Source organism: Mycobacterium sp. NPDC006124 (genome assembly GCF_040614235.1).
GTDB lineage: Bacteria > Actinomycetota > Actinomycetes > Mycobacteriales > Mycobacteriaceae > Mycobacterium.
The window spans coordinates 105,704-126,292 of the sequence record NZ_JBEXUA010000016.1 but is presented as its reverse complement, the minus strand read 5'-3'; the positions used below and the strand labels follow the sequence as shown (position 1 = coordinate 126,292).

The 20,589-nt window shown below is 68.9% G+C and carries 15 protein-coding genes; 7 read left to right on the top strand and 8 right to left on the bottom strand.

All coding sequences use genetic code 11. From position 1 onward, the window contains the following. Nucleotides 1-119: 119 nt before the first annotated feature. Nucleotides 120-1,706 (bottom strand): helix-turn-helix domain-containing protein, encoded by a 1,587-nt coding sequence (locus tag ABZ195_RS24975; RefSeq protein ID WP_355222523.1) that lies wholly within the window; start codon nucleotides 1,704-1,706, stop codon nucleotides 120-122. Nucleotides 1,707-1,789: 83 nt separating this feature from the next. Here ABZ195_RS24975 and pruA point away from each other — a divergent pair, with 83 nt between their 5' ends. Both pruA and ABZ195_RS24965 read left to right on the top strand, forming a co-directional pair. Then, nucleotides 1,790-3,430, top strand: a complete 1,641-nt coding sequence (gene pruA / locus ABZ195_RS24970; RefSeq protein WP_355222521.1) for an L-glutamate gamma-semialdehyde dehydrogenase — start codon at nucleotides 1,790-1,792, stop codon at nucleotides 3,428-3,430. A 3-nt stretch (nucleotides 3,431-3,433) separates the two neighbouring features. Further along, entirely contained in the window at nucleotides 3,434-4,396 is a 963-nt protein-coding gene (locus ABZ195_RS24965; RefSeq protein WP_355222519.1) for a proline dehydrogenase family protein, read from the top strand. A 7-nt stretch (nucleotides 4,397-4,403) separates the two neighbouring features. Here the strand turns inward: ABZ195_RS24965 and ABZ195_RS24960 are convergent, their stop codons facing one another. Beyond that, on the bottom strand, nucleotides 4,404-5,234 hold the full coding sequence (locus tag ABZ195_RS24960) for an endo alpha-1,4 polygalactosaminidase (RefSeq protein ID WP_355222517.1): 831 nt from the start codon (nucleotides 5,232-5,234) through the stop codon (nucleotides 4,404-4,406). Continuing rightward, a complete protein-coding gene (locus ABZ195_RS24955; protein ID WP_355222515.1) occupies nucleotides 5,201-5,749 on the bottom strand; it encodes an NUDIX hydrolase in 549 nt (182 codons plus the stop codon). Before ABZ195_RS24955 ends, ABZ195_RS24960 begins: the two co-directional genes overlap by 34 nt. 36 nt (nucleotides 5,750-5,785) lie before the next feature. On the opposite strand from ABZ195_RS24955, the gene ABZ195_RS24950 reads away from it, so the two are divergent. Beyond that, entirely contained in the window at nucleotides 5,786-7,192 is a 1,407-nt protein-coding gene (locus ABZ195_RS24950) for an acyl-CoA synthetase (RefSeq protein ID WP_355222513.1), read from the top strand. 2 nt (nucleotides 7,193-7,194) lie between these two features. Continuing rightward, complete coding sequence (locus ABZ195_RS24945) at nucleotides 7,195-7,539, top strand: VOC family protein (protein ID WP_355222511.1); 345 nt, start codon at nucleotides 7,195-7,197, stop codon at nucleotides 7,537-7,539. Between the two features lie 7 nt (nucleotides 7,540-7,546). Here ABZ195_RS24945 and ABZ195_RS24940 read toward each other — a convergent pair whose 3' ends face one another. Next, nucleotides 7,547-10,795, bottom strand: a complete 3,249-nt coding sequence (locus ABZ195_RS24940) for an Ig-like domain-containing protein (protein ID WP_355222509.1) — start codon at nucleotides 10,793-10,795, stop codon at nucleotides 7,547-7,549. Nucleotides 10,796-11,324: 529 nt separating this feature from the next. Here ABZ195_RS24940 and ABZ195_RS24935 point away from each other — a divergent pair. Next, nucleotides 11,325-12,575, top strand: a complete 1,251-nt coding sequence (locus ABZ195_RS24935) for a glycoside hydrolase family 27 protein (RefSeq protein ID WP_355222507.1) — start codon at nucleotides 11,325-11,327, stop codon at nucleotides 12,573-12,575. 3 nt (nucleotides 12,576-12,578) lie between these two features. On the opposite strand, the gene dapD is transcribed toward ABZ195_RS24935, so the two are convergent. Next, complete coding sequence (gene dapD / locus ABZ195_RS24930) at nucleotides 12,579-13,544, bottom strand: 2,3,4,5-tetrahydropyridine-2,6-dicarboxylate N-succinyltransferase (protein WP_355222545.1); 966 nt, start codon at nucleotides 13,542-13,544, stop codon at nucleotides 12,579-12,581. A gap of 50 nt (nucleotides 13,545-13,594) precedes the next feature. On the opposite strand from dapD, the gene dapE reads away from it, so the two are divergent. Continuing rightward, nucleotides 13,595-14,662, top strand: coding sequence for a succinyl-diaminopimelate desuccinylase (dapE, locus tag ABZ195_RS24925; protein WP_355222505.1), 1,068 nt, complete (start codon nucleotides 13,595-13,597; stop codon nucleotides 14,660-14,662). A 108-nt stretch (nucleotides 14,663-14,770) separates the two neighbouring features. After that, nucleotides 14,771-16,378: an ABC-F family ATP-binding cassette domain-containing protein gene (locus ABZ195_RS24920; protein ID WP_355222503.1), complete on the top strand. Its 1,608-nt coding sequence runs from the start codon at nucleotides 14,771-14,773 to the stop codon at nucleotides 16,376-16,378. On the opposite strand, the gene ABZ195_RS24915 is transcribed toward ABZ195_RS24920, so the two are convergent. From ABZ195_RS24915 to ABZ195_RS24905, 3 genes are all read right to left on the bottom strand, one after another. Next, nucleotides 16,375-17,199: a type VII secretion target gene (locus ABZ195_RS24915; RefSeq protein ID WP_355222501.1), complete on the bottom strand. Its 825-nt coding sequence runs from the start codon at nucleotides 17,197-17,199 to the stop codon at nucleotides 16,375-16,377. The two genes, ABZ195_RS24920 and ABZ195_RS24915, sit on opposite strands and share 4 nt — an antisense overlap. A gap of 81 nt (nucleotides 17,200-17,280) precedes the next feature. Next, entirely contained in the window at nucleotides 17,281-18,246 is a 966-nt protein-coding gene (locus ABZ195_RS24910; RefSeq protein WP_355222499.1) for a hypothetical protein, read from the bottom strand. Further along, the gene (locus ABZ195_RS24905; protein ID WP_355222497.1) at nucleotides 18,243-20,570 is read right to left on the bottom strand and encodes an EspA/EspE family type VII secretion system effector; all 2,328 of its coding nucleotides are present in this window, start codon (nucleotides 20,568-20,570) and stop codon (nucleotides 18,243-18,245) included. The genes ABZ195_RS24910 and ABZ195_RS24905 overlap by 4 nt, the downstream gene beginning before the upstream one ends. Nucleotides 20,571-20,589 lie beyond the last annotated feature (19 nt).

Sequence of the window (20,589 nt, the reverse complement as noted above, 5' to 3'; positions counted from 1 at the left end):
GAGTCGCACCCGAAATTAGTGCTCGGCGAGGTGCCGGTCCGGCACACAACCTGGGGCATCATGAGTCACGCCACCACGCGGATTGGCGTGGCACGAGTCCACACTCGGCGGGAAAGGGGTCAGGACACCCGTAGGCTCAGCGAAAGTAGCAGCCGCACATCGGGATCCGCGAGCGACGTGCCCAGGATCTCCTCGATGCGCCGCACCCGGTACCGCACCGTGTTGGGGTGCACGTGCAGCCCAGACGCGGCCGCGGCCACGTCGCCGAAGGCGTCCAGGTAGGCCCGAAGCGTGTCCGCCAGGATGGGGTCCTTCTCGCGCAGTGCCCCCACCCGCGGGTCGACGAGCCGGTCGTCGGCGCCGATCATCGCGACGATCTCGTCGAGTAGCACGGTGGTCCTCGATTCGGCCAGCGAGGTGACCTGGCCGATCGTCCCGGGGTGGCGCTCAGCGCTGTCGAGCACGCGGTCCACCTCGGCCCGCGCCGTGGCCGCACCCGCCAGACCCGTTGGAGGAGCTGCGATCGCGGCGCGGAGCTCGAGTCCCAGTTCGGTCCGCAGCGCACCGATGGCACCGCGGGTCCACGACGCCACCGCCGAGGCCTTGCCGGAGTGCGGGAACAACACGTAGACCCGTGACGCGCCGGCGGCCACCTGGGCGTCGCGCCGAAAGGCGCTGGCGCTCAGGGCAAGGACGTCGGCCAGTCGGGTGGGTGCATCCGCGGCCCCGTCGAACCCGACGACCGCGACCCGGCCGTCGACCACCATGCCGAGTTCGCGTGCCACGGCCGTCACCTGCGCGTCGTCGATGACCGCGTCGCGCAGGCCGAGGAGCTGTTGCACTCGCATCGCGTGGGTCGACGGGGTGGCCGCCAGCCGGGAGATGATCCTCGCCGCGAGCACCCCGGCGCCGCGCAGCACGTCGTCGGCGTCCTCGGCCAGCGGCCGCGAGCCCTCCTGTAACCAGATGGTGCCGGCGAACACCGGACCGCGCCGTCGATCCGAGGCCATCTGGTGGATGCCGACGGCCCGCCGCGGTCGCAGGCCCAGTTCGGGCCGGGCGTCGACGCGGACGACGTCGCCGGTCGCCCGTAGCGCGTCGAAGATGCCGGCCCGCCCGATCCAGGCCAGATGCTCGGGCGGACCGGCCCGGCCGAGGATCGACAGCCGCCGCAGCTCGTCGGCCTCGTCGTTGGAGGCGGAATAGGCCAGCACGTGCGACGAGACGTCTTCGATGCTGACCATGCCGTGGGAGCGGTCGGCGATCGACTGCGCGAGGCCGAACAGGTCGGTGCTGGGGTCATACGTCGGGTCGGCCCGGTCGCCGTGGTGGTCGAAGACGTGGTCGACCAGCCGGTACAGCCGCTCCCACCGCGCCCGGGGTTCGACGGCGACGACGGCGGTGCCCACCGCGGCCGCGCGGGTGACCACCGCCTCGGACGGTTCCTTGACGAAGATCGCCGCCGGCACGCGCCGCGAGGTCTGCTGGACCAACCAGGAGAGCACGTCGTCGTCGCCGACGCCGAGGATGAAGAAGACGTCCGCGGAGCTGGTGCCGACCGCCAGGCCGAGCCGCACGTCGTCGGCGTCGATCAACGCGGCCGACGCGACCGGCAGGTCCAGTCCCCGGGGCGCCTCGACCAGGGTGACCATGGTCGCGTCCAGCGCGAGCAGCAGCTGGCCCAGTCCCACGCCGGCAGGCTTCACGTTGGCCGATGTTACTAGTCGACCGCATGATGTTCGTCCGATCGGCCAAAGGTCACTGGCGGGCGATGAGAGACCCTTGTCACATGAGTGTCTTCGCCGCCGTCACCGACGTGCCAGCCCCAGTCAACGAGACCGTGCTCGAGTACGCGCCCGGCAGCCCGGAGCGTGCCACGCTCCTCGGCGAGCTCAGTGCGCTCAACGCCGCCGACCCCGTCGACCTGCCGCACGTCATCGGTGGCGAGCACCGGATGGGGAACGGGGAGCGCGTCGAGGTCGTCCAGCCGCACCGCCACAGCGCCGTGCTCGGCACGTTGACCAACGCAGGCCACGCCGAGGCGAGCGCAGCCATCGACGCGGCAATGGCCGCCAAGCGGTCCTGGGAGGCCACGCCGTTCGACGAGCGTGCCGCGGTCTTCCTGCGCGCCGCCGACCTCCTCGCCGGACCGTGGCGCGCCAAGCTCGCCGCGGCCACCATGCTCGGCCAGTCCAAGAGCGTCTACCAGGCCGAGATCGACTCCTCGTGCGAGCTGGCCGACTTCTGGCGGTTCAACGTGGCGTTCGCCCGGCAGCTGATGGCTCAGCAGCCCGTCAGTTCTGCCGGGGTGTGGAACCGCACCGACTACCGCCCGCTCGAGGGTTTCGTCTACGCGATCACCCCCTTCAACTTCACCGCGATCGCCGGCAATCTGCCCACCGCGCCGGCGTTGATGGGCAACACCGTGGTGTGGAAACCGTCTGTCACGCAGACGTTCTCGGCCTACCTGACCATGCAGCTGCTCGAATCCGCCGGTCTGCCGCCAGGCGTGATCAACCTCGTCACCGGTGACGGGTTCGCCGTCTCCGAGGTGGTGCTGGCCGATCCCCGGCTGGCCGGCATCCACTTCACCGGCTCGACCGCCACCTTTCAGCACCTGTGGCGCGAAGTCGGCGGCAACGTCGAGCGCTACCACACCTACCCCCGCCTGGTCGGCGAGACCGGCGGCAAGGACTTCGTCGTCGCCCATTCCTCCGCACGTCCAGACGTGTTGCGTACGGCCCTGATTCGGGGTGCCTTCGACTATCAGGGTCAGAAGTGCTCGGCGGCCTCCCGGGCCTTCGTCGCGCGCTCGGTCTGGCAGCAGATGGGCGACGACTTCCTCGACGCCACCGACAAGCTGACCTACGGTGACGTGTCGGACCTGTCCAACTACGGTGGCGCGCTGATCGACGAGCGCTCCTTCACCAAGAACGTCGACGCCATCGAGCGGGCGAAGGGTGCGGCGGGGGTGACCGTCGCGGTGGGTGGCGAATACGACGACCGCGAGGGGTACTTCGTCCGGCCGACGGTGCTGCTGTCCGACGATCCGACCGACGAGGCGTTCTCCCGCGAGTACTTCGGTCCGATCCTGGCGGTGCACGTCTACGACGACGACCGCTGGGACGACGTACTCGGCGTCGTCGACTCCGGTTCCGCGTACGGGCTGACGGGCGCGGTCATCGCTGACGACCGCGCCGCCGTGCTCACCGCCCAGGAGCGACTTCGCCACGCGGCGGGCAACTTCTACGTCAACGACAAACCCACCGGGGCCGTCGTCGGGCAGCAGCCCTTCGGCGGGTCGCGCGCCTCGGGCACCAACGACAAGGCGGGGTCGCCCATGAACCTGCTGCGCTGGACCTCGGCGCGGTCGATCAAGGAGACCTTCGTCGCGCCGGTGACCCACGACTACCCCCACATGAAGGGCTGACCCATGGGTGTCTTCCAGCAGTTCGCGCGGCCCGTCATCCTCGCCGCCGCCAAGTCCGACGGGTTGCGCCGCACGGCCGAGCGGCTGCCCGTGACCCGCCAGGTGGTGCACCGGTTCGTACCCGGTGAGACCGTCGAGCACGCTCTGACGTCGGTTGCGGAGCTTCGTGATTCGCGACGCTTCGTCTCCATCGACTACCTCGGGGAGGACGTCGTCGACGCCGACGCGGCCGACGCGACGGTAGCCGCCTACACCGATCTGCTCGACGCCCTCGGCCAGCGTGACGAAGACGAGGCGGGGCTGCGCCAGCTGGAGGTGTCGCTCAAGCTCTCGGCCCTCGGGCAGGCGTTGCCCCGGGACGGCGAGAAGATCGCACTGGAGAACGCCCACCTCATCTGCACCAGGGCGCGCGAGGCGGGCGTCTGGGTGACCGTCGACGCCGAGGACCACACGACCACCGATTCGACGCTGTCGATCGTGCGCGAGCTGCGGGGCGACTTCCCCTGGTTGGCAACGGTTCTGCAGGCATATCTGAAGCGCACCGAGAACGACTGCGCCGAGTTCGCGGCCAGCGGGGCCAGGATCCGGCTCTGCAAGGGCGCCTACGACGAGCCGGCCGCAGTGGCCTACCGCGACGCCGGGGAGGTCACCGACTCGTACCTACGCTGCCTTCGCGTGCTGATGGCAGGGGAGGGCTACCCGATGGTGGCCTCGCACGATCCCGCGATCATCGACGCCGTGCCCGCGCTGGCACGTGAATTCGGCCGCAGCGTAACCGACTTCGAGTATCAGATGCTCTACGGCATCCGCGATGCCGAACAGCGCCGACTGGCAGACGAGGGCAACCACGTCCGGGTGTACGTGCCCTTCGGCACGCAGTGGTACGGGTACTTCGTACGTCGCCTGGCCGAGCGGCCGGCCAACCTCGTGTTCTTCCTGCGGGCGCTGGCCGAGCGGCGCCACTAGCGTTCGCTCAGCACTGCTCGTATGCGTAACCGGCGCCGCCGGGGGCGACGAGGTCGCGATCACGCAGGATCGTCAGTGGCGCGCGGTCGGGTGATGCGCACACCTCGTGGAAGGGTGCGGGCAGGTCGTCGGTGTACTCGATTTGCAGGACGTGGTCGCCGTACACCGCGCGGTATCGGTCGCATTCGTCGTAGGCGGCGCACTCCTCGGCGACGGCGAAGTCGAAGCCGACCTCGCGGTGGCCCACCTCGGTGGACTCCGCGGCGTTCTTCTGGCCGATCGCCAGCCCGCGCTCGTGGGCGATGCGGGCATAGGTGCGCGCCAGTTCGAGCGCACCCGCCCGGTCGACGCCGGCGAAACGGGTGAAGGTGTCCAGGTTGTCGACCTCGACGGCGTCGAAACCCTCGTCCGCGCAATGCGATAGGACCGGTCCGAGGACGGCGAGGATCGACGCCCGCTGCGGTGCGGTCGACGGGTCCAGGATGTATTCGTCGGGCCAGTCGGGGTCGGTGACGGGTTGACCGCCGTCGCGCAGCAGCGCCGACGGGTGGTCCCGCAGCCATCGTGGTCCATCACCGGGTTGGGTCTGAAATCCGTTGACGTAGCAGATGTCATAGGCCCCGGGCATCGGCGTCGCAGTGGAGTCGCGGGCGACGACCGTCAACCCGGCGGTGTCATACGCCTCGCCCAGTTGATAGTCGAACGAGCCGGTGACGGGGGGCAACCGCGGGTCGGCGGACGCGACGGGCGCGGTGCACGCCGACAGCACGGCCGCGGTGATCAGCAGCCCGGTCAGCCGGGCGCTCATCGTCGTTCGGCGAGCCGCAACAGTGTCCATGCCGCGAGACTCTGCGAGTCGGTGATGGTGCCGTCGACGATCATCTGCTCGATCTGGTCACCGGTGAACCACTCGCTGTGCATGTCCTGCTCCTCCAGCTCGCGTTCGTGCTCGCCTTCGGTGATCCCGGTGGCAAGGAAGACCCACCCGCGCTGGCTGGTCATCCCCGGGGCGACGTCGAGCTGGCCGAGCACCTTCATCGACTCCGCGCGCAGCCCCGTCTCCTCCCGCAGTTCGTCGGCGGCGAGGTCGGCCGGCGGTGGTTCGTCACCGTCGAGCGTGCCGGGAGCGGTGCCCTGCGGAAACTCCCACCGCCGCAACCCGATGGGGTAGCGGAATTGTTCGACGAGCCGGAAGCGGTCGCCGTCGCGCGCAACCACCAGCGCATAGGTCGGTTTGTGGATGACGCCGTAGATGCCGAGGCTTCCGTCGGGTCGTCGGATGTCGTCTTCACGGACGAACATCCAGGGATTGCGATAAACCTCACGCGAGCTGACGCGTTCTATGGGATCCACGCGACCAGTATCGCCGCCCACGGTAGCGTCGCACGTGTGCTGTTGGCCTCCCTGAACCCCGCGGCCGTGGCAGCCGGTCACGACCTCGCCGACGCGGTGCGCATCGGCGGGGTGAGCTTGAGCCGAAGTGACCTCGTCGGCGCGGCGACCTCGGTGGCCGAGCGTGTCGGGGGAGCACGGCGCATCGCGGTGCTCGCCACGCCCACCGCCACCACCGTGCTCGCCATCGCCGGCTGTCTGATCGCGGGCGTGCCCGTCGTGCCGGTGCCGTCGGACGTCGGCGCGGCCGAACGCCGACACATCCTCGGCGACTCCGGTGCGCAGGCCTGGCTCGGGGAGCTGCCCACCGAGACCGAGGGACTGCCGCACGTGCCGGTGCGTATGCACGCCCGGTCGTGGCATCGCTACGCCGAACCGTCGCCGGATGCCACCGCGATGGTGATGTACACCTCCGGCACGACCGGCCCGCCCAAGGGCGTGCTGATCAGCCGGCGCGCGATAGCGGCCGACGTGGACGCGCTCGCCGCGGCGTGGTCGTGGACGCCCGAGGACACCCTGGTTCACGGACTCCCGCTGTTCCACGTGCACGGGCTGATCCTCGGCCTGCTGGGATCGCTGCGCGTCGGAAACCGCTTCGTGCACACCGGGAAGCCGTCGCCGGCGGCCTACGCCGAGGCCGCCGGTTCGCTGTACTTCGGGGTCCCGACGGTGTGGTCACGGATCGCCGGCGACCGCGACGCCGCACTGACCCTGTCCTCGGCCCGGCTGCTGGTGTCGGGCAGCGCGCCGTTGCCCGTACCCGTCTTCGACCGGCTCGCCGAGCTGACTGGCCACGCGCCCGTCGAGCGCTACGGCAGCACCGAATCCCTCATCACGCTGAGCACGCTCGCCAACGGTGAACGGCGCCCGGGGTGGGTCGGCCTGCCGTTGGCGGGTGTGCAGACCCGGCTCACGGGCGATGACGGTGCGACGGTTCCTCACGATGGGGAATCCATTGGGCGCCTCGAGGTTCGAGGACCCATGCTGTTCGACGGCTACCTCGGTCTGCCCGAGGCCACCGCTGAGGCCCTGGGTGCCGACGGCTGGTACCGCACCGGCGACGTGGCCGTGATCGACGCCGAAGGCATGCACCGCATCGTCGGACGCGAGTCCGTCGACCTGATCAAGTCCGGCGGCTACCGCGTGGGGGCCGGCGAGGTCGAGACCGCGCTGCTCGGACACCACGGTGTCACCGAGGTTGCGGTGGTCGGGATGCCCGACGACGACCTCGGCCAACGGATCGTCGCCTTCGTCGTCGGGTCCGCCGAACCCGATGAGCTCATCGGGTTCGTCGCCGACCAACTCTCGGTGCACAAGCGTCCGCGCGAGGTGCGGATCGTCGAGGCCCTGCCGCGCAACGCGATGGGCAAGGTCATGAAGAAGGAACTGACGCGAGGGGAGTGACGATGGGTCTGAGGTTCTCCGAGATCTGCATCGACGCCGACGACGTCGACGCCCTCTCACGGTGGTGGTCGGAGGCGCTCGGCTGGCCCGCCGAGACCGACGAGGACGGTGACGTGCTGCTGCGCACGCCCGCGGGCCCCGACTGGTTGTTCCTCCGGGTGCCCGACCGCAAGGTGGTGAAGAATCGCATCCACTTCGACTTCACCCCCGACGATCAGGATGCCGAGGTACGACGGCTGATCGCGCTCGGTGCTCGCCGAGTCGACGTCGGACAGGGTGAGCAGTCCTGGGTGGTGCTCGCCGATCCCGAGGGCAACGAGTTCTGCGTGCTGTCGGGCCGGGATTGACTGCGGCTCACATTCGGTACCGGGGCCACGTCTCGGGGGACAGACACGACGGCCACACGTCGTCCTGGTCGTATCCGGTGGGGAACCAGTCGTTCGTGCACGACGGCAGTCCGCCGCTACCGTGGAGCACGCCGACCGTCGTCACGCCGACGTCGGTACCCGCCGACGGCGTGACCTCGATGGTCGCCGTGAAGGGCCCGTCGCCCCATTCGCTCGTGCCGTAGTAGTAGGTGAACGTATCCGTCCCCACGAATCCGGGCCTAGGGGTGTAGGTGAATGAGCCGTCTCCGCTCAACCTCAGCGTGCCGTGCACGGGTCCGTCGACGAGGCCGGCCCTGGCGCCCTGCGCGAGATAGTCGCTGCCGACGATACCGTTGGGGGCAGCGACCTGCAGCGTCGTGCCCGCTGAGACGGTGAACCAGTGGCCGCCGGGTTCGGACGGGCCTCCTCCGTCGTCTGAACCGGTGACGGTGATGGTGACGCTGGCGTAGCTCACCATGCCGGTGGCGTCGGTGATCGTGTAGCCGACGTAGTCCGTTCCGGTGAATCCGGGCGGTGGTGTGTAGTGCAGCGTGCCGTCCTGAGAGACGGTGGCCAGTCCTCGGTCGGGTGGCGTGTCGATGGCGACGATCAGCGCGCCGCCGCTCGGGTTGGTGTCGTTGGCCAGGACGTCGATGTCGACCGGGGTGCCCATCGTCGTGACGGCCTTGTCGTCCTTGGCAGTTGGCGGGATCGTCGGCGGCAGGATGGTGACGGTGACGGTGGCGGTGCTGGTGTTGCCGTAGGCGTCGCTGATCTGGTAGGTGAACCGGTCGGTGCCGTAGAAGTCCGCGTCGGGTGTGTATTCGATCGTGCCGCCGAGGTTTCCACCGGTCGTGCCGTGAGCGGGCGTGCCGTAGTCCGACACGTAGACGTAGTCACCCTCGGGATCGGAGTCGTTGGCGAGCACGTCGATGATGACCTGTGCATTATGCGGGAACGTCACGGCGTCGTCGTTGGCGGTAGGCGCACGGTTCTCCTCGACCACGGTGACCATCGCGTCCGCCTCCGCCTCGGACACGCCGTCCGACGCCGCGTAGCGGAATGCCGCCGTGCCGACGAAACCCGTTGCGGGAGTGTAGGTGAAGGTACCGTCAATGTTGGCGGTGACGGTGCCGGACGCTGGCTGCGTGACGATGCGGGCAGTCAGCGGTCGGCTCTCGGGGTCGGAGTCGTTCGCCAGGAGATCGAGCGTGACGGGCACGTCGACGTAGGTCTGGTACCCATCGGAGACAGCCACCGGGGGAAGGTTCGGCGCCACCTTGACGGTGATGGTCACGGTGGTCGTGCTGGCGGCCGCCGTGGAACCCGTTGCCGTATAGGTGAAGACGTCCTGCCCGAGGAATCCTGTGACCGGGGTGTAGACGAACGAACCGTCGGACGCCATCACGACGGTGCCGTGCGCAGGTTGTTGCGCGACGGCCGCAGTCATCGGGTCGCCGTCAGGGTCGTAGTCATTTGACAGCACGCCCCACTGGGGCATCACGGAAAGCGGTTGATCCTCGGTCGCGTCGTAGTAGTCGCGGCCGACCAGCGGGGGGTTGAAGTAGCGGCCCACGGTGACGGTGACGGTGGCGGTCGCGGAACCACCCAGGCCGTCGCCGACGCCGTAGGTGAACGAGTCGACTCCGACGAAACCGGCATTCGGGGTGTAGGTGAGGTTGCCGGTGCCGTCGTCGGTGACGACACCGGAACGTGGCGGGTTGGCCACGGTTGCCGTCAGGGCACTGCCCGAGTAGCTGAAGTCGTTGGCGAGCACGGGTATCGACACGGCGGTGTCGACGGGCGTGAACACGGCATCGTCGACGGCGAAGGGGGGCTGGGTGTATCCCGCGTTCACCACGGTGATCGTGACGGTGGCAGTCGCCGTCTGGTTGCGCGAGTCGGCGATCGTGTACGCGAACGAGTCCGCCCCGAGGAACCCCGGGTTGGCCGTGTAGGTGAACACGCCCGTCTGGTCCATCGTGACCGTTCCGTTGGTGGGATCGGTATGGGCGACGACGACGAGGGGGTTGCCCTGGATGCCGGAGTCATTCGACGTCGCAGAGGTGGTGAACGGCGTCGTCGCCGTGGTGAAGACGTCGTCTCGGGCCGTCGGCGGCTGGTACGGCAGCACCGCGATGCTCACGCTGGTGGATGCCGCCGTCCCAGCGATCACGCTTCTGGCCGTGTACTCGAACTCGTCGGGTCCGACGTAGCCCTGGTGCGGCTGGTAGGTGAAGGTTCCGTCGGTCTGCATCGTGACGGTGCCGTGGCTCGGATCGGTGTGCGAGTCGACGACGAGCCGATCTCCCGTTGGCGCCGTGTCGTTCTCGAGCACGGTGCCGCTGACCGCAGTGTCCACGACGGTGGTGTAGATGTCGTTGGACACGGTCGTCCCGGTGACGACCGCGGTGGCCGCGTCGGCGCTGGTCGTCGGGGGGTCGCCGCGTCGGTCTTCACGCCTGGCCAAGGCCAGCAACGTCAACGTCAACGGCGACTGGACGGGGGCCACGGGTCCTGGCGCACCGATCGGTGCAGGCACGACGGCGAGCGTGGTGGCCGCCGGAGTCGGGAGTGCAGCGTCTGCCTCCGATTTCGGGACGTCGATGCTGGTGACGACACCCGACGCGGCCTCGGCGACGTGAGTCGGAGGGTCGGAGGCGTCGGGTTTCACCGCCGTGAGGGACGATTCGCGATGCGATGAGGAGCCGACCGCCGTCGTGGTCTTGGCCGACCGGGGCCCGGCGGCGGAATGTCGTTCTCCCACTGACGTATTGGCACCGCCGGTCGCGTCGACCTTCATGTCGGGAACGGCGGTGTTCGCCTCGGCGCGCGGGTTGGCCGTCGTCGTCGACCCCGTCGACGGCAAACCCGGGGTGCTGGCCGTGGACGTCACGGGTCCCGCTGTGGCTGCGGTGGCGCTCTCGGAGGCCGTCGACGACGGGGTGGTCGAGGCACCGGTCGTGTCCGACGACGAGTCCGACGCGCCGTCGTCGGCAGTGGCGAGTCCGGCGCCGGTTCCGAGTGCCATTGCAGCCCCCACCCCAAGGGCTACCGCCAGTGCGCCGACGCGGCCGACGTGTTGTGCGTAGGTGGGTCGTGGGGGTCGTGGGGGTCGTGCCGCCAACGGCGTCGGCGGCTCGAGCCGGAAGGTCGGGTACACGGCCTGCGCCCGCCGACGGTGCTTGCGGTGCCGCGGATGACTGGGTTCGACGCGGCGACTGGCTGAAGGCAAGGGGGTACCCACCTCTCTACGTGACGGAGGTTGCGAGGCGCTGAAAAACACATTCGTCAGGGCCGCGCACGGAGGAACTTACGCCTTCGTAAACTAATTCGACAGCAAACTAGAAAAATGTCATTTGTGTGTGTCGACGGTCGTCGGACGACCGTTTCTCGCCCGCACTGAACGTGGCCGGTAGTCGCCCAGTTCCGGTTCTGTCGTCGAATTAATTGCCTCTACCAGTGCAGTCGAGATCGAATTCTGCCGCCAGCGAAGTCGTCGATCGAGCTGGCTGGCTGCAGGTCCCCGTAAGAATTTGGCAAACGACTATTCCAGCAAAAATTCGACCGCAAACCAAAAATGTCCCTTCCGGACACTTCTCTTGCCCCCGCTCGTCATTGCAAGGATTCGATCTTGAATTAGCTGCCGCTGAATTTCGGTCGACGCCCGACTGTCATCCGGCGGTTGCGTGGCACACTCGGGACCGCCCCAATCCACAGGAAGTTCGACACCGATTCACAGATCGCGATGTCACTATGACCGCGTGCGTCGACTGTCGGGCTTGCTGGTCTGCGTCGCCGTGCTGGCCGCGTGCTCGTCGCCCGTACCGGAACCGCGCCCGACGCAAACCCCGCCGATGGGGTGGAACTCCTGGAACTCGGGCATCGCCTTGACCGAGCAGGCCGTCGAGGACACCGTCGATGCCATGGTCGCCTCGGGCATGCGGGACGCCGGCTACCGGTACGTCAACCTCGACGCCGGCTGGGCCGCCCCCACCCGCGACGCGAACGGCGACCTTCGTGCCGACCCCGTGAGGTTTCCGCACGGCATCACGGCGGTGGCGGCCTACGCCCACCAGCGGGGCATGTTGCTCGGCATCTACCACAGCCCATTCAACGAGGGGTGTGGCCAAGACCCGCGCATCGGCGGCGCCGGACACGAGCAGGCTGACGCCCGCACGTTCGCCGCGTGGGGCGTCGACTACCTGAAGTACGACTGGTGCCGGCTCGACGCAGGCCACAACGACCAGGTGAAGTACTTCGGGGCGATGCGAGACGCGTTGCGCGCCAGCGGCCGTCACATCGTCTACAGCATCAACCCCAACAGTTCGGGTGACACCGACGCCGGCACCGAATACGACTGGTCCCGCATCGCCGACGTCAGCCGCGACGCCATCGACCTGGTGCCCGCCTGGGGGGACGAGGAACTGTGGGCCGAGGGGCTGGCCGGCGTCACCCAGGCATTCGCGGCCGCGGGTCCCAGCGCGCCTCACGACGGCCCGAGGCACGTCAACGACCCGGACATGCTGGTGGTCGGCATCGGATGGTCGCAGTTCGCCTCCGGCCACCCCACGATGGCGCTCGGCTCGCAGCGGCCCGACCTGACCGACGTCGAACAGCGGGCGCACTTCTCGCTGTGGGCCATGCTGGCGGCACCGCTGCTCGCGGGCAACGACGTGCGGTCGATGGACGAGCAGACCCGCACCATCCTGACCAATCGCGAGGTCATCGCGGTCGACCAGGACCCGCTGGTGCTGCAGGGATTACCGCTTCTGGAGGATCCGCGAATCATCGTCAAGCCGCTGGCCGACGGTTCGGTGGCGGTGGCGCTGTTCGATTCCGACGCGGTGCCCGTCGTCATCCACACCGACGCTCACGCCATCGGCTTGCCGGGCGCCGCGTGCTTCACGGTGCGTGATCTGTGGCAGCACGACGAGACGACGACGAAGGGCGCCCTGGCCCAGACGGTTCCGGCGCACGGCGTCGCGATGCTTCGCGTATCGCGGTGCCGCTGACGCTCAGTTGGCGTGCAGTGCGTCGTTGAGGGTGATGCCGGTTCCGTCGCGCGAGACCACCTCGACGGCTCCGGAGACCGAATTGCGCCGGAACAGAAGGTTGTTGGCGCCGGAGAGCTCCCGTGCCTTCACGGTCTGACCGTCCGACGTGGTCACCTTGGTGCCGCCGGTGACGTAGAGGCCGGCCTCCACGACGCAGTCGTCGCCAAGGGAGATGCCGAGTCCGGAGTTGGCGCCCAGCAGGCAGCGCCGACCCACGGAGATGACGTCCTTGCCCCCACCGGAGAGGGTGCCCATGATCGACGCGCCACCGCCGACGTCGGAGCCGTCGCCGACCACCACGCCCGCCGAGATGCGGCCCTCGACCATCGAGGTGCCCAGGGTGCCGGCGTTGAAGTTGACGAAGCCCTCGTGCATGACGGTGGTTCCGGACGCCAGGTGGGCGCCCAGGCGCACCCGGTCGGCGTCGGCGATCCGGACACCGGTCGGCATCACGTAGTCGACCATCCGCGGGAACTTGTCGACGCCGTACACGGTCACCGGACCGCGCCGCCGCAGCCGGGCGCGGGTCAGTTCGAAGCCGTCGACCGCACACGGGCCATGGTTCGTCCAGACCACGTTGGCGAGCAGTCCGAAGATGCCGTCCACGTTGGCCCCGTGGGGGGCGATCAGCCGGTGTGACAACAGATGCAGCCGCAGGTAGGCGTCGAACGCGTCGACCGGCTTGTCCTCCAGCGACGCGATCGTGGTGCGCACGATGACGACGTCGACGTCGCGTTGGTCGTCGCGGGTCTCCAGTTCGCCGAGGTCTGGGCCCACCTCGGCGACCGACAGGCGCACCGTGCCGGTGTCACCGTCGGTGCCCAACTCGGGTTCGGGGAACCACGCGTCGAGTACCGTCCCCTCGGCCGTGATGGTTGCCACGCCTACGCCTGATGCAGAAGTCACGGTGCCAAAGGCTACTGGAATGTCATCCCCGGTCGCTGCGCTCCCGCCCGCCGGAACTACCGTTGACCCCCGTGGGCCTGGACTTACGCGCCGATCCGATCGCACTCACCGCTGCACTGGTGGACATCCCCAGCGAGTCACGACACGAACGACGCATCGCCGACGAGGTCGAGGCGGCGCTGCGCGCGCAGGCACCTGGCTACGAGGTGATCCGCAACGGCGACGCGGTGCTGGCTCGCACCACCTTCGGTCGGCCCACGCGCGTGCTTCTCGCCGGCCATCTCGACACCGTGCCGGCCGCCGACAACGTGCCCAGCCGCCGGGTGGGCGACGATCTGTTCGGCTGCGGCACGTCGGACATGAAGTCCGGGGACGCGGTCTTCCTGCACCTGGCCGCCACCGTCGCCGACCCGTCGCACGACGTCACGCTGGTGATGTACGACTGCGAGGAGATCGAGTCGAGCGCCAACGGACTCGGGCGCATCGAGCGCGAACTGCCCGACTGGCTCCGCGCGGACGTCGCGATCCTCGGTGAACCGTCCGGCGGCTTCATCGAGGCGGGTTGCCAGGGCACCATCCGCGTCGTGGTCCGGACGACGGGCACTCGGGCGCACTCGGCGCGATCGTGGCTGGGCGACAACGCCATTCACAAGCTGGGCGCCGTTCTGGACAGGCTGAGGTCGTATCGGGCACGCAGCGTCGACCTCGACGGCTGCACCTATCGCGAGGGGTTGTCCGCGGTCCGCGTCGACGGCGGTGTCGCCGGCAACGTCATCCCGGATGCGGCGTCGGTCACGGTGAACTTCCGCTTCGCACCCGACCGCAGCGTCGAGCAGGCCACGGCGCACGTGCTGGAGGTCCTCGACGGCCTCGACGTCGAGATCGAACGGACCGACGCCGCCGCCGGAGCGTTGCCCGGGCTGACGGCACCCGCCGCGGCGGCGCTGGTGGCGGCAGCCGGCGGCCAGGTGCGCGCCAAGTTCGGTTGGACCGACGTCGCCCGCTTCGCGGCGCTGGGCATCCCGGCGGTGAACTTCGGTCCCGGTGATCCGAACATGGCCCACCGCGTCGACGAGCGGGTCGACGTCAGGCAGATCACCGCGGCGACGGAGATGCTGCGCCAATATTTGGTTGACTGACGCCGCTACCATGGAACACATGCTGGGTGACGACTTCTCCGGATAGCTCGGAGCACGTTCTCCGTCGTCGTCTGCCCCCGTGCGGGGCACCAGCAAGAAAGCTCTCCCATGTCTTCCATCGTCTCCTCGCGGCTGTCCTTCGGCTGGGCCGACGAGGTGCCCTTGTTCGCCGACCTGTCGTTCACCGTCGCGGGTGGTCGCACCGGTCTGGTCGCACCCAACGGCGCCGGTAAGAGCACACTTCTCGAAATCGTTGCGGGAGAACTGCTTCCGACCTCTGGTGGCGTGGTCGTCGACGGCACCGTCGGCTACCTGCCGCAGACCCTGACGTTCGACACCGATCGGACCGTCGCCGAGGTGCTGGGCGTCGCGCCCGTCATCGCAGCGCTGGACGCCCTGGCGGCGGGTGACGCGTCCGACGAGGTGTTCGCCACCATCGGCGACGACTGGGACGTCGAGGAGCGGCTGCGGGTCCAACTGGACCGCCTGGGTCTGGGACACGTGTCGGCCGATCGGCCCCTTGGCTCACTCAGCGGCGGGGAGGTGGTCTCGCTCGGGCTGGCGGCTCAGCTGCTCGCCCGGCCGGACGTCCTACTGCTCGACGAGCCGACGAACAACCTCGACGCCGAGGCCCGCGGGCGGCTCTACGCCGCGCTCGACGACTTCGGCGGAACGCTGGTGGTCGTCAGCCACGACCGGGTCCTGCTGGATCGGATGGATCGCATCGCCGAGCTGCGGCGCGGCGACATCCGTTTCTACGGCGGCTCGTTCAGCGACTACGAGGCGGCCGTCGACGCGGCGAGGAGCGTCGCCGAGGCCGATGTGCGCACCGCCGAACAGCTGTTGAAGCGCGAGAGACGCCAGATGCAGCAGGCGCGAGAACGGGCGGCGAAGCGCTCGAGCACCGCCGCACGCAACGTCAAGGACGCGGGCTTGCCGAAGATCGTGGCGGGCAAGCTCAAGCGCGACGCCCAGGAGTCGGCGGCCAAGGCCGACGACGTCCACGCCAAACGCGTCGACGGCGCGCGGAGTCGGTTGGATCAAGCCGAGCGGGCGCTGCGCGACGACGACGTCATCACCCTCGATCTGCCCGAGACCGACGTGCCGGCCGGTCGCACGGTGTTCTCCGCTCGCGGTCTTCAGGTGCGGGTCGGGGATCGGGACCTGTTCGCGCCCAACGGCATCGACCTCGACATCCGAGGTCCGGAGCGCATCGCGTTGACCGGAGCCAATGGTGCCGGCAAGTCGACGCTGCTGAGACTGGTCAGCGGTGACCTTCGGCCCGAACGTGGCGAGGTGCACCCGGCCGACGGACGGATCGCGTATCTGTCGCAGCGGCTCGACCTGCTCGAGCTCCGGCGCACCGTCGGGGAGAGCCTGGCCGCCTACGCACCCGGATTGACCCACACCCGGCGCATGCACCTGTTGGCGCAGTTCCTGTTTCGTGGCGAGCACGTCGACCTGCCCGTGGGAGCGCTCTCGGGTGGGCAACGACTGCGGGCGACGCTGGCCTGCGTGCTCAACGCCGAACCGGCACCCCGGCTACTGCTGCTCGACGAGCCGACCAACAATCTCGACCTGGTCAGCACCACGCAACTGGAGGCGGCGCTGAACGCCTACCGGGGAGCCTTCGTGGTGGTCAGCCATGATGAGAGCTTCCTCGACGTCATCGGGGTTCAGCGCCGGCTGCACCTCGCCCACGGCGTGCTGTCCTAGAGCGAGAACTGTTGCGGCCGTGTCTGTGCCGGCTGCGGACGTTCCGGAGCCGGCGGTGCCACGGGTGCGGGCCCGGACTCGGTCGTCCGGCCAGGCTGGGCGCCGTCGGCCCAGGCGGGCGGTCGCTGCTGGGCGCGCTCCTCCTCGGCGCGCTTGGCGGCGTCCTCCTCGCGCTCGCGCTCGTCGGCGTCGCGGTCCTCGTCGGTGCCGGTCTTCTCCTCGGCGGCCTTGGCCAGTGCCTCGGCGTCGGTGCCCTTGCCCGCTGAGCCGGCCATGCTCTGGATGCCCTGCATGATCTGCTGTGGCAACTGGGTGAGGCCCTGGGCCAGCCCCTGCACCGACTGCGCCATGCCCTGGGCGAGTTGGCCCACCTGCTGCCCGACCTGGCTGGCCATCTGACCCGCCATCTCGGCGCCACCGCCACCGGCCGCGCCGGCACCCGCACCACCTGCGGCCGCCCCGGGACCCGCGGCGCCGCCGGCCGCCGCTGCGCCGCCGGGGCCCTCGAGCGCCTCGGCGGCCGCGCGGAGCTTGGCCGCGCCCTCCTCGTCGCCGGCGGCGTACATCTGATCGGCCTTGCCCAGCAGTTCGGCGATGGTGTCGCTGGATCCCTTCGTGGCCTGCAACGTGTTGCCGCGGCTCTGAGTCACGCCGTCGAGGGCGTCGTTGACCGAGGACGCGATGTTGCCGAAGGACTTGGCGACGTCGGCCGCCTGCGGCCCGCCCGGCCCGGTCAACTGAGACAGTCCCGAGGCGACCTGCGAGTGGATCTGGGCCAGCGGCGCAAGGCCGTTGCCGTCGAGGGTGAATGGGCCGCCCATGGTCATCCTTCCGTGTTGCTCGTCAACCGATTCTATGGCCGGCGGCGACCGGTGTGGAGCGGCAGTTCGGCTGCGGCGGTGTTACGTGCCCTCGGTCGGCCAGCCGGGCACCGGGGGGTCCATCGTGGGCGGCGTCGACGCTGCGGTCTGCGCGCGACTCGCACGTCCTGCCGCGTCGAGCGGATAGCGGTCGAGACACTGCTGCCGCATCGCCGCCTCGGCATCCTGGGCTTCCTGAAACCGTTGCCGCTGTTCGGGACTGCCGTCGACGAGATTGGGGTGATCGCTGTCGGACCAGCCTCCGACGCCGAGCGCCCCCGTCACGAACCACGGACCGAACACGTCGTTTCGCGGTGCCGGCAGCGGGCCGGTCTGGGGTGCGTCGGGCGAGGCGGGCGCCCCCGACGTCACACGCGGATCGCGGTTGCTGAACTCGATTCGCCAGACCTTCATGTTCTCGTAGTCGGTGGGTTGGAACCCCGGGTAGGACTCGACGGGGACGTAGCGGGACTCGCTGGCGGACCACTTGTAGGTCTCGAAGGTCGCGTCGCACACGAATGCTCGGAAACCGTCCGCGAGGGGCTCGGTGCGGAGCACGTCGAAGTCCTCGTTGCCGGCGAGGCGTTGGCCGGGATCGTCGAACCTCGACGGGCCGCGCGGCATGCGGATCTCGCGCTGCGCGTACGGGAGCTTCAGCAACTCGGGCGAGCCGGGCTCGACGGGCGGCGGGGTGGCGCGCTCGAAACCCAGGTAAGCCGTGGCGACGTCGTCGGTGTATTCGACGACGCGCCGGGACTCGAGGTAGGCGCGCAGCGGCACCGCCCAGCCGGTCGCGAGATCGAAGCCCGGATCGGCCCACCATCTGAAGCGAAAGTCCGCCAGCTTCTCGGGCCACTGGTAGGCGCGCTGTGCCTGTGGCGGCGCGGAAACGGGTGGTGGCGCGGCCGGAGTCGACCGGCAGCCCGCTATCGAGACGAGCAGTATCAGCCCGAGCTGCAATGCAATTCGGCCTCGAGGCGTGACGCGTGACGCGGTCAGCTGACTCATCCCTCCGGTGGCTTGATCTTGTCGAATTCACCCTCCGACACGTAGATCGACGCCTGGTAGGCCTCCGACCACTTGAGGTAGGGAAACTCGTTACGGCCCGCGGCCTTCGACAGGTATTCGTCGATCAGGTATTGCGGCGTGTCGGGCGACAGCACGCCGGTCTGAGCCGCCGGGCCCAAAGTGGATAGGTCGCCGACCTTTTCGTGGACCAGGTAACTGGCAATGGAGCGCGTCACCTCGTCCATGTCGCGCAAGGGCATTGGCGTCACAGTTCCTGGCGTCGGTTCCTTGCCGACGAAGAGCTCCCTCAACGGATCGCCGGGGAGCTTGTCGTAGATCCCGACCGCATCCTTGACCCTGGGCACTTCCGAGGCGACGTCGTGGATGGTGTCGTACCACTCGCCCTTCTTCTTCCACGCTTCCTGCGAGGCTTCGTACTCGTTCTTGCCCATGTCGAGTTGGTGGATGTACTGGCCCATGTCCTGGGCGCCGCCGAGCTTGCCCGCGGCGGCCAGCAGGTCCCCGTTGGGAACGCCGTTGTGGGCGAGGTTCTGCGAGTAGTCGGCGACGATGTCACGCCACGTCGCGGTCGCGTGTTCGTTGAAGCTCTTCTCGGCCGTGGGATCGGAGTCGATCACGGCGAAGAGCCCGCGCATGTTGTTGGCGTTCGCTCCACTGTCGAGTTGCTCGAAGCCCTGGGTGCCGTCGATGTTCGCGCCGGCCATGTCGTCGAGGTAGGGCTTGTTCGCCTCGGCCAGAGACTGAACGAGATGGGGGTTGACCTCCCCGAGCGACTCCCTGCCGCCGTTCATGTTGAGCAGGTCCTGATACTTCTCGCCGGCGTAGGCGTCGAACGCGTGCATGGTCTGACCGGCGCGCGCCGAATGATCCGAGGTGTCGGGGAACAACTCGCCGGCCGCCCTGCCGTCGTCGGCCCAATCGTGCTGGTAGACGTCGCGGATGAACGCGTCGTTCGGCGATCGGCCGTCGACGCCGGCGAACGCGTCGTGCACGGCGATCGGGTCGTGCGACGACGCGGAGAGCAAGTCCTGCAGGGTCGGGTCGAGATTGCGATGGTTCCAATCGGTGCCCCAGTCGGGGAAGGTGTGTCCCTCGGCGTCCTCGAGCAATTCGCGCGACTCGGCCAGCATGCCCTCGTTCAGGGCACTGCTGCGCTGCATGTCCGGGTCGCCGTAATTGGAGATCGCGGCGATGTCGCGGTACTCGTCGAGGTACTTGTACGGCTTGTCGTAGTCGGGCGGTATGTGGGTCTTCGAGCCGTCGGGGTTGTGAATCCATTCGCCCGTCGGGTTGTTTCGCAGAGGCGCGTCGAAGACGTCCTGGATGCTCTTCGGCAGATTCTCCTTGCCGCCGGTCGCCGGCACGTAGCCGGGATCGCCGGGCTTGAGCGACGGGTCGACGGTGGTCTTGACGGCGTCGGAACCAACCAGGTGCAGTCCGTTGGAGACCGCCTTGGCGTCGGCGGGTGGAAGACCGTCCAGAGTGGCCTTGATCTCGGCGGGTGACTTTCCGTCCAGGGACTCGGAGAGACCGTTGAGGTAAGCCATCCGCTCCGGGGGAATGGTCACGTCACCGTGGTCGAGCGCCGCCTTCTGCTCGGGGGTCAGGGTGGTCGCATCCTGGAGTCGCTTCTCCTCCTCCGGAGAGAGCTTCCCGTCGGCGAGAGATTCGCCGTCCTTGCGGCCCTGCTCGGCGCCTTCCTCGGTCTTCTTCTTCTCGTCGTCCTTCTCGTCGTCGCCCTTGACGCCGAGAGGGCCGTCGCCCGTGCCCTCCTTGGCGAATTTCTGATTGCCGAGCGCGTCGTACTCCACGCCGAGGACGCGGATCTTGCCCCCGAGAGCGGCCAAGTCTCCGTTGGACTTGGTGACGACGTCGTGGATCTGGCCGAGGCCGCGATTCACGACCTGCATCACCATCTGGTCGTGGTTCTTGCCTGGCGGGATGGCCGCGGCCGTGTCGACGACCCACTTGCGAATGGCCTCGAGATTCTGCCGACCGGCCGCCACGACCTCGGAGGACGCGGTCACGTGGTTGCTCAGCTGCTTGTCCAGCGCCGCCAGTTGGCCGAAGACCTTGCCGTGGTCGGCATTGGCGGAGTGGTAGGCCGCCGCGGCGGTGCCGGTCCAGCGCGACCCGGGGGCTGCCGACTCCACCGTCGACTGCATCGTGGTGAGCGGCCCGCTCTGGTCGAACTGCTCACCCGTGGCGGGAACGCCCTGGCCAAAGGTGTCGCGAGCATTGGTCCACGTCGAGAGAAACCCGTCGAGCACGCCCACCGACAGCCCCCTTGATCGTTCGAACACCCAATTCTAAGTCCGCCGG

Bases quoted from the DNA above. Each gene is read 5' to 3' on its own strand.
- pruA (WP_355222521.1), top strand. From the start codon at position 1,790: ATGAGTGTCTTCGCCGCCGTCACCGACGTGCCAGCCCCAGTCAACGAG.
- ABZ195_RS24965 (WP_355222519.1), top strand. From the start codon at position 3,434: ATGGGTGTCTTCCAGCAGTTCGCGCGGCCCGTCATCCTCGCCGCCGCC.
- ABZ195_RS24960 (WP_355222517.1), bottom strand. From the start codon at position 5,234: ATGGACACTGTTGCGGCTCGCCGAACGACGATGAGCGCCCGGCTGACC.
- ABZ195_RS24945 (WP_355222511.1), top strand. From the start codon at position 7,195: ATGGGTCTGAGGTTCTCCGAGATCTGCATCGACGCCGACGACGTCGAC.
- ABZ195_RS24920 (WP_355222503.1), top strand. From the start codon at position 14,771: ATGTCTTCCATCGTCTCCTCGCGGCTGTCCTTCGGCTGGGCCGACGAG.
- ABZ195_RS24915 (WP_355222501.1), bottom strand. From the start codon at position 17,199: ATGGGCGGCCCATTCACCCTCGACGGCAACGGCCTTGCGCCGCTGGCC.
- ABZ195_RS24910 (WP_355222499.1), bottom strand. From the start codon at position 18,246: ATGAGTCAGCTGACCGCGTCACGCGTCACGCCTCGAGGCCGAATTGCA.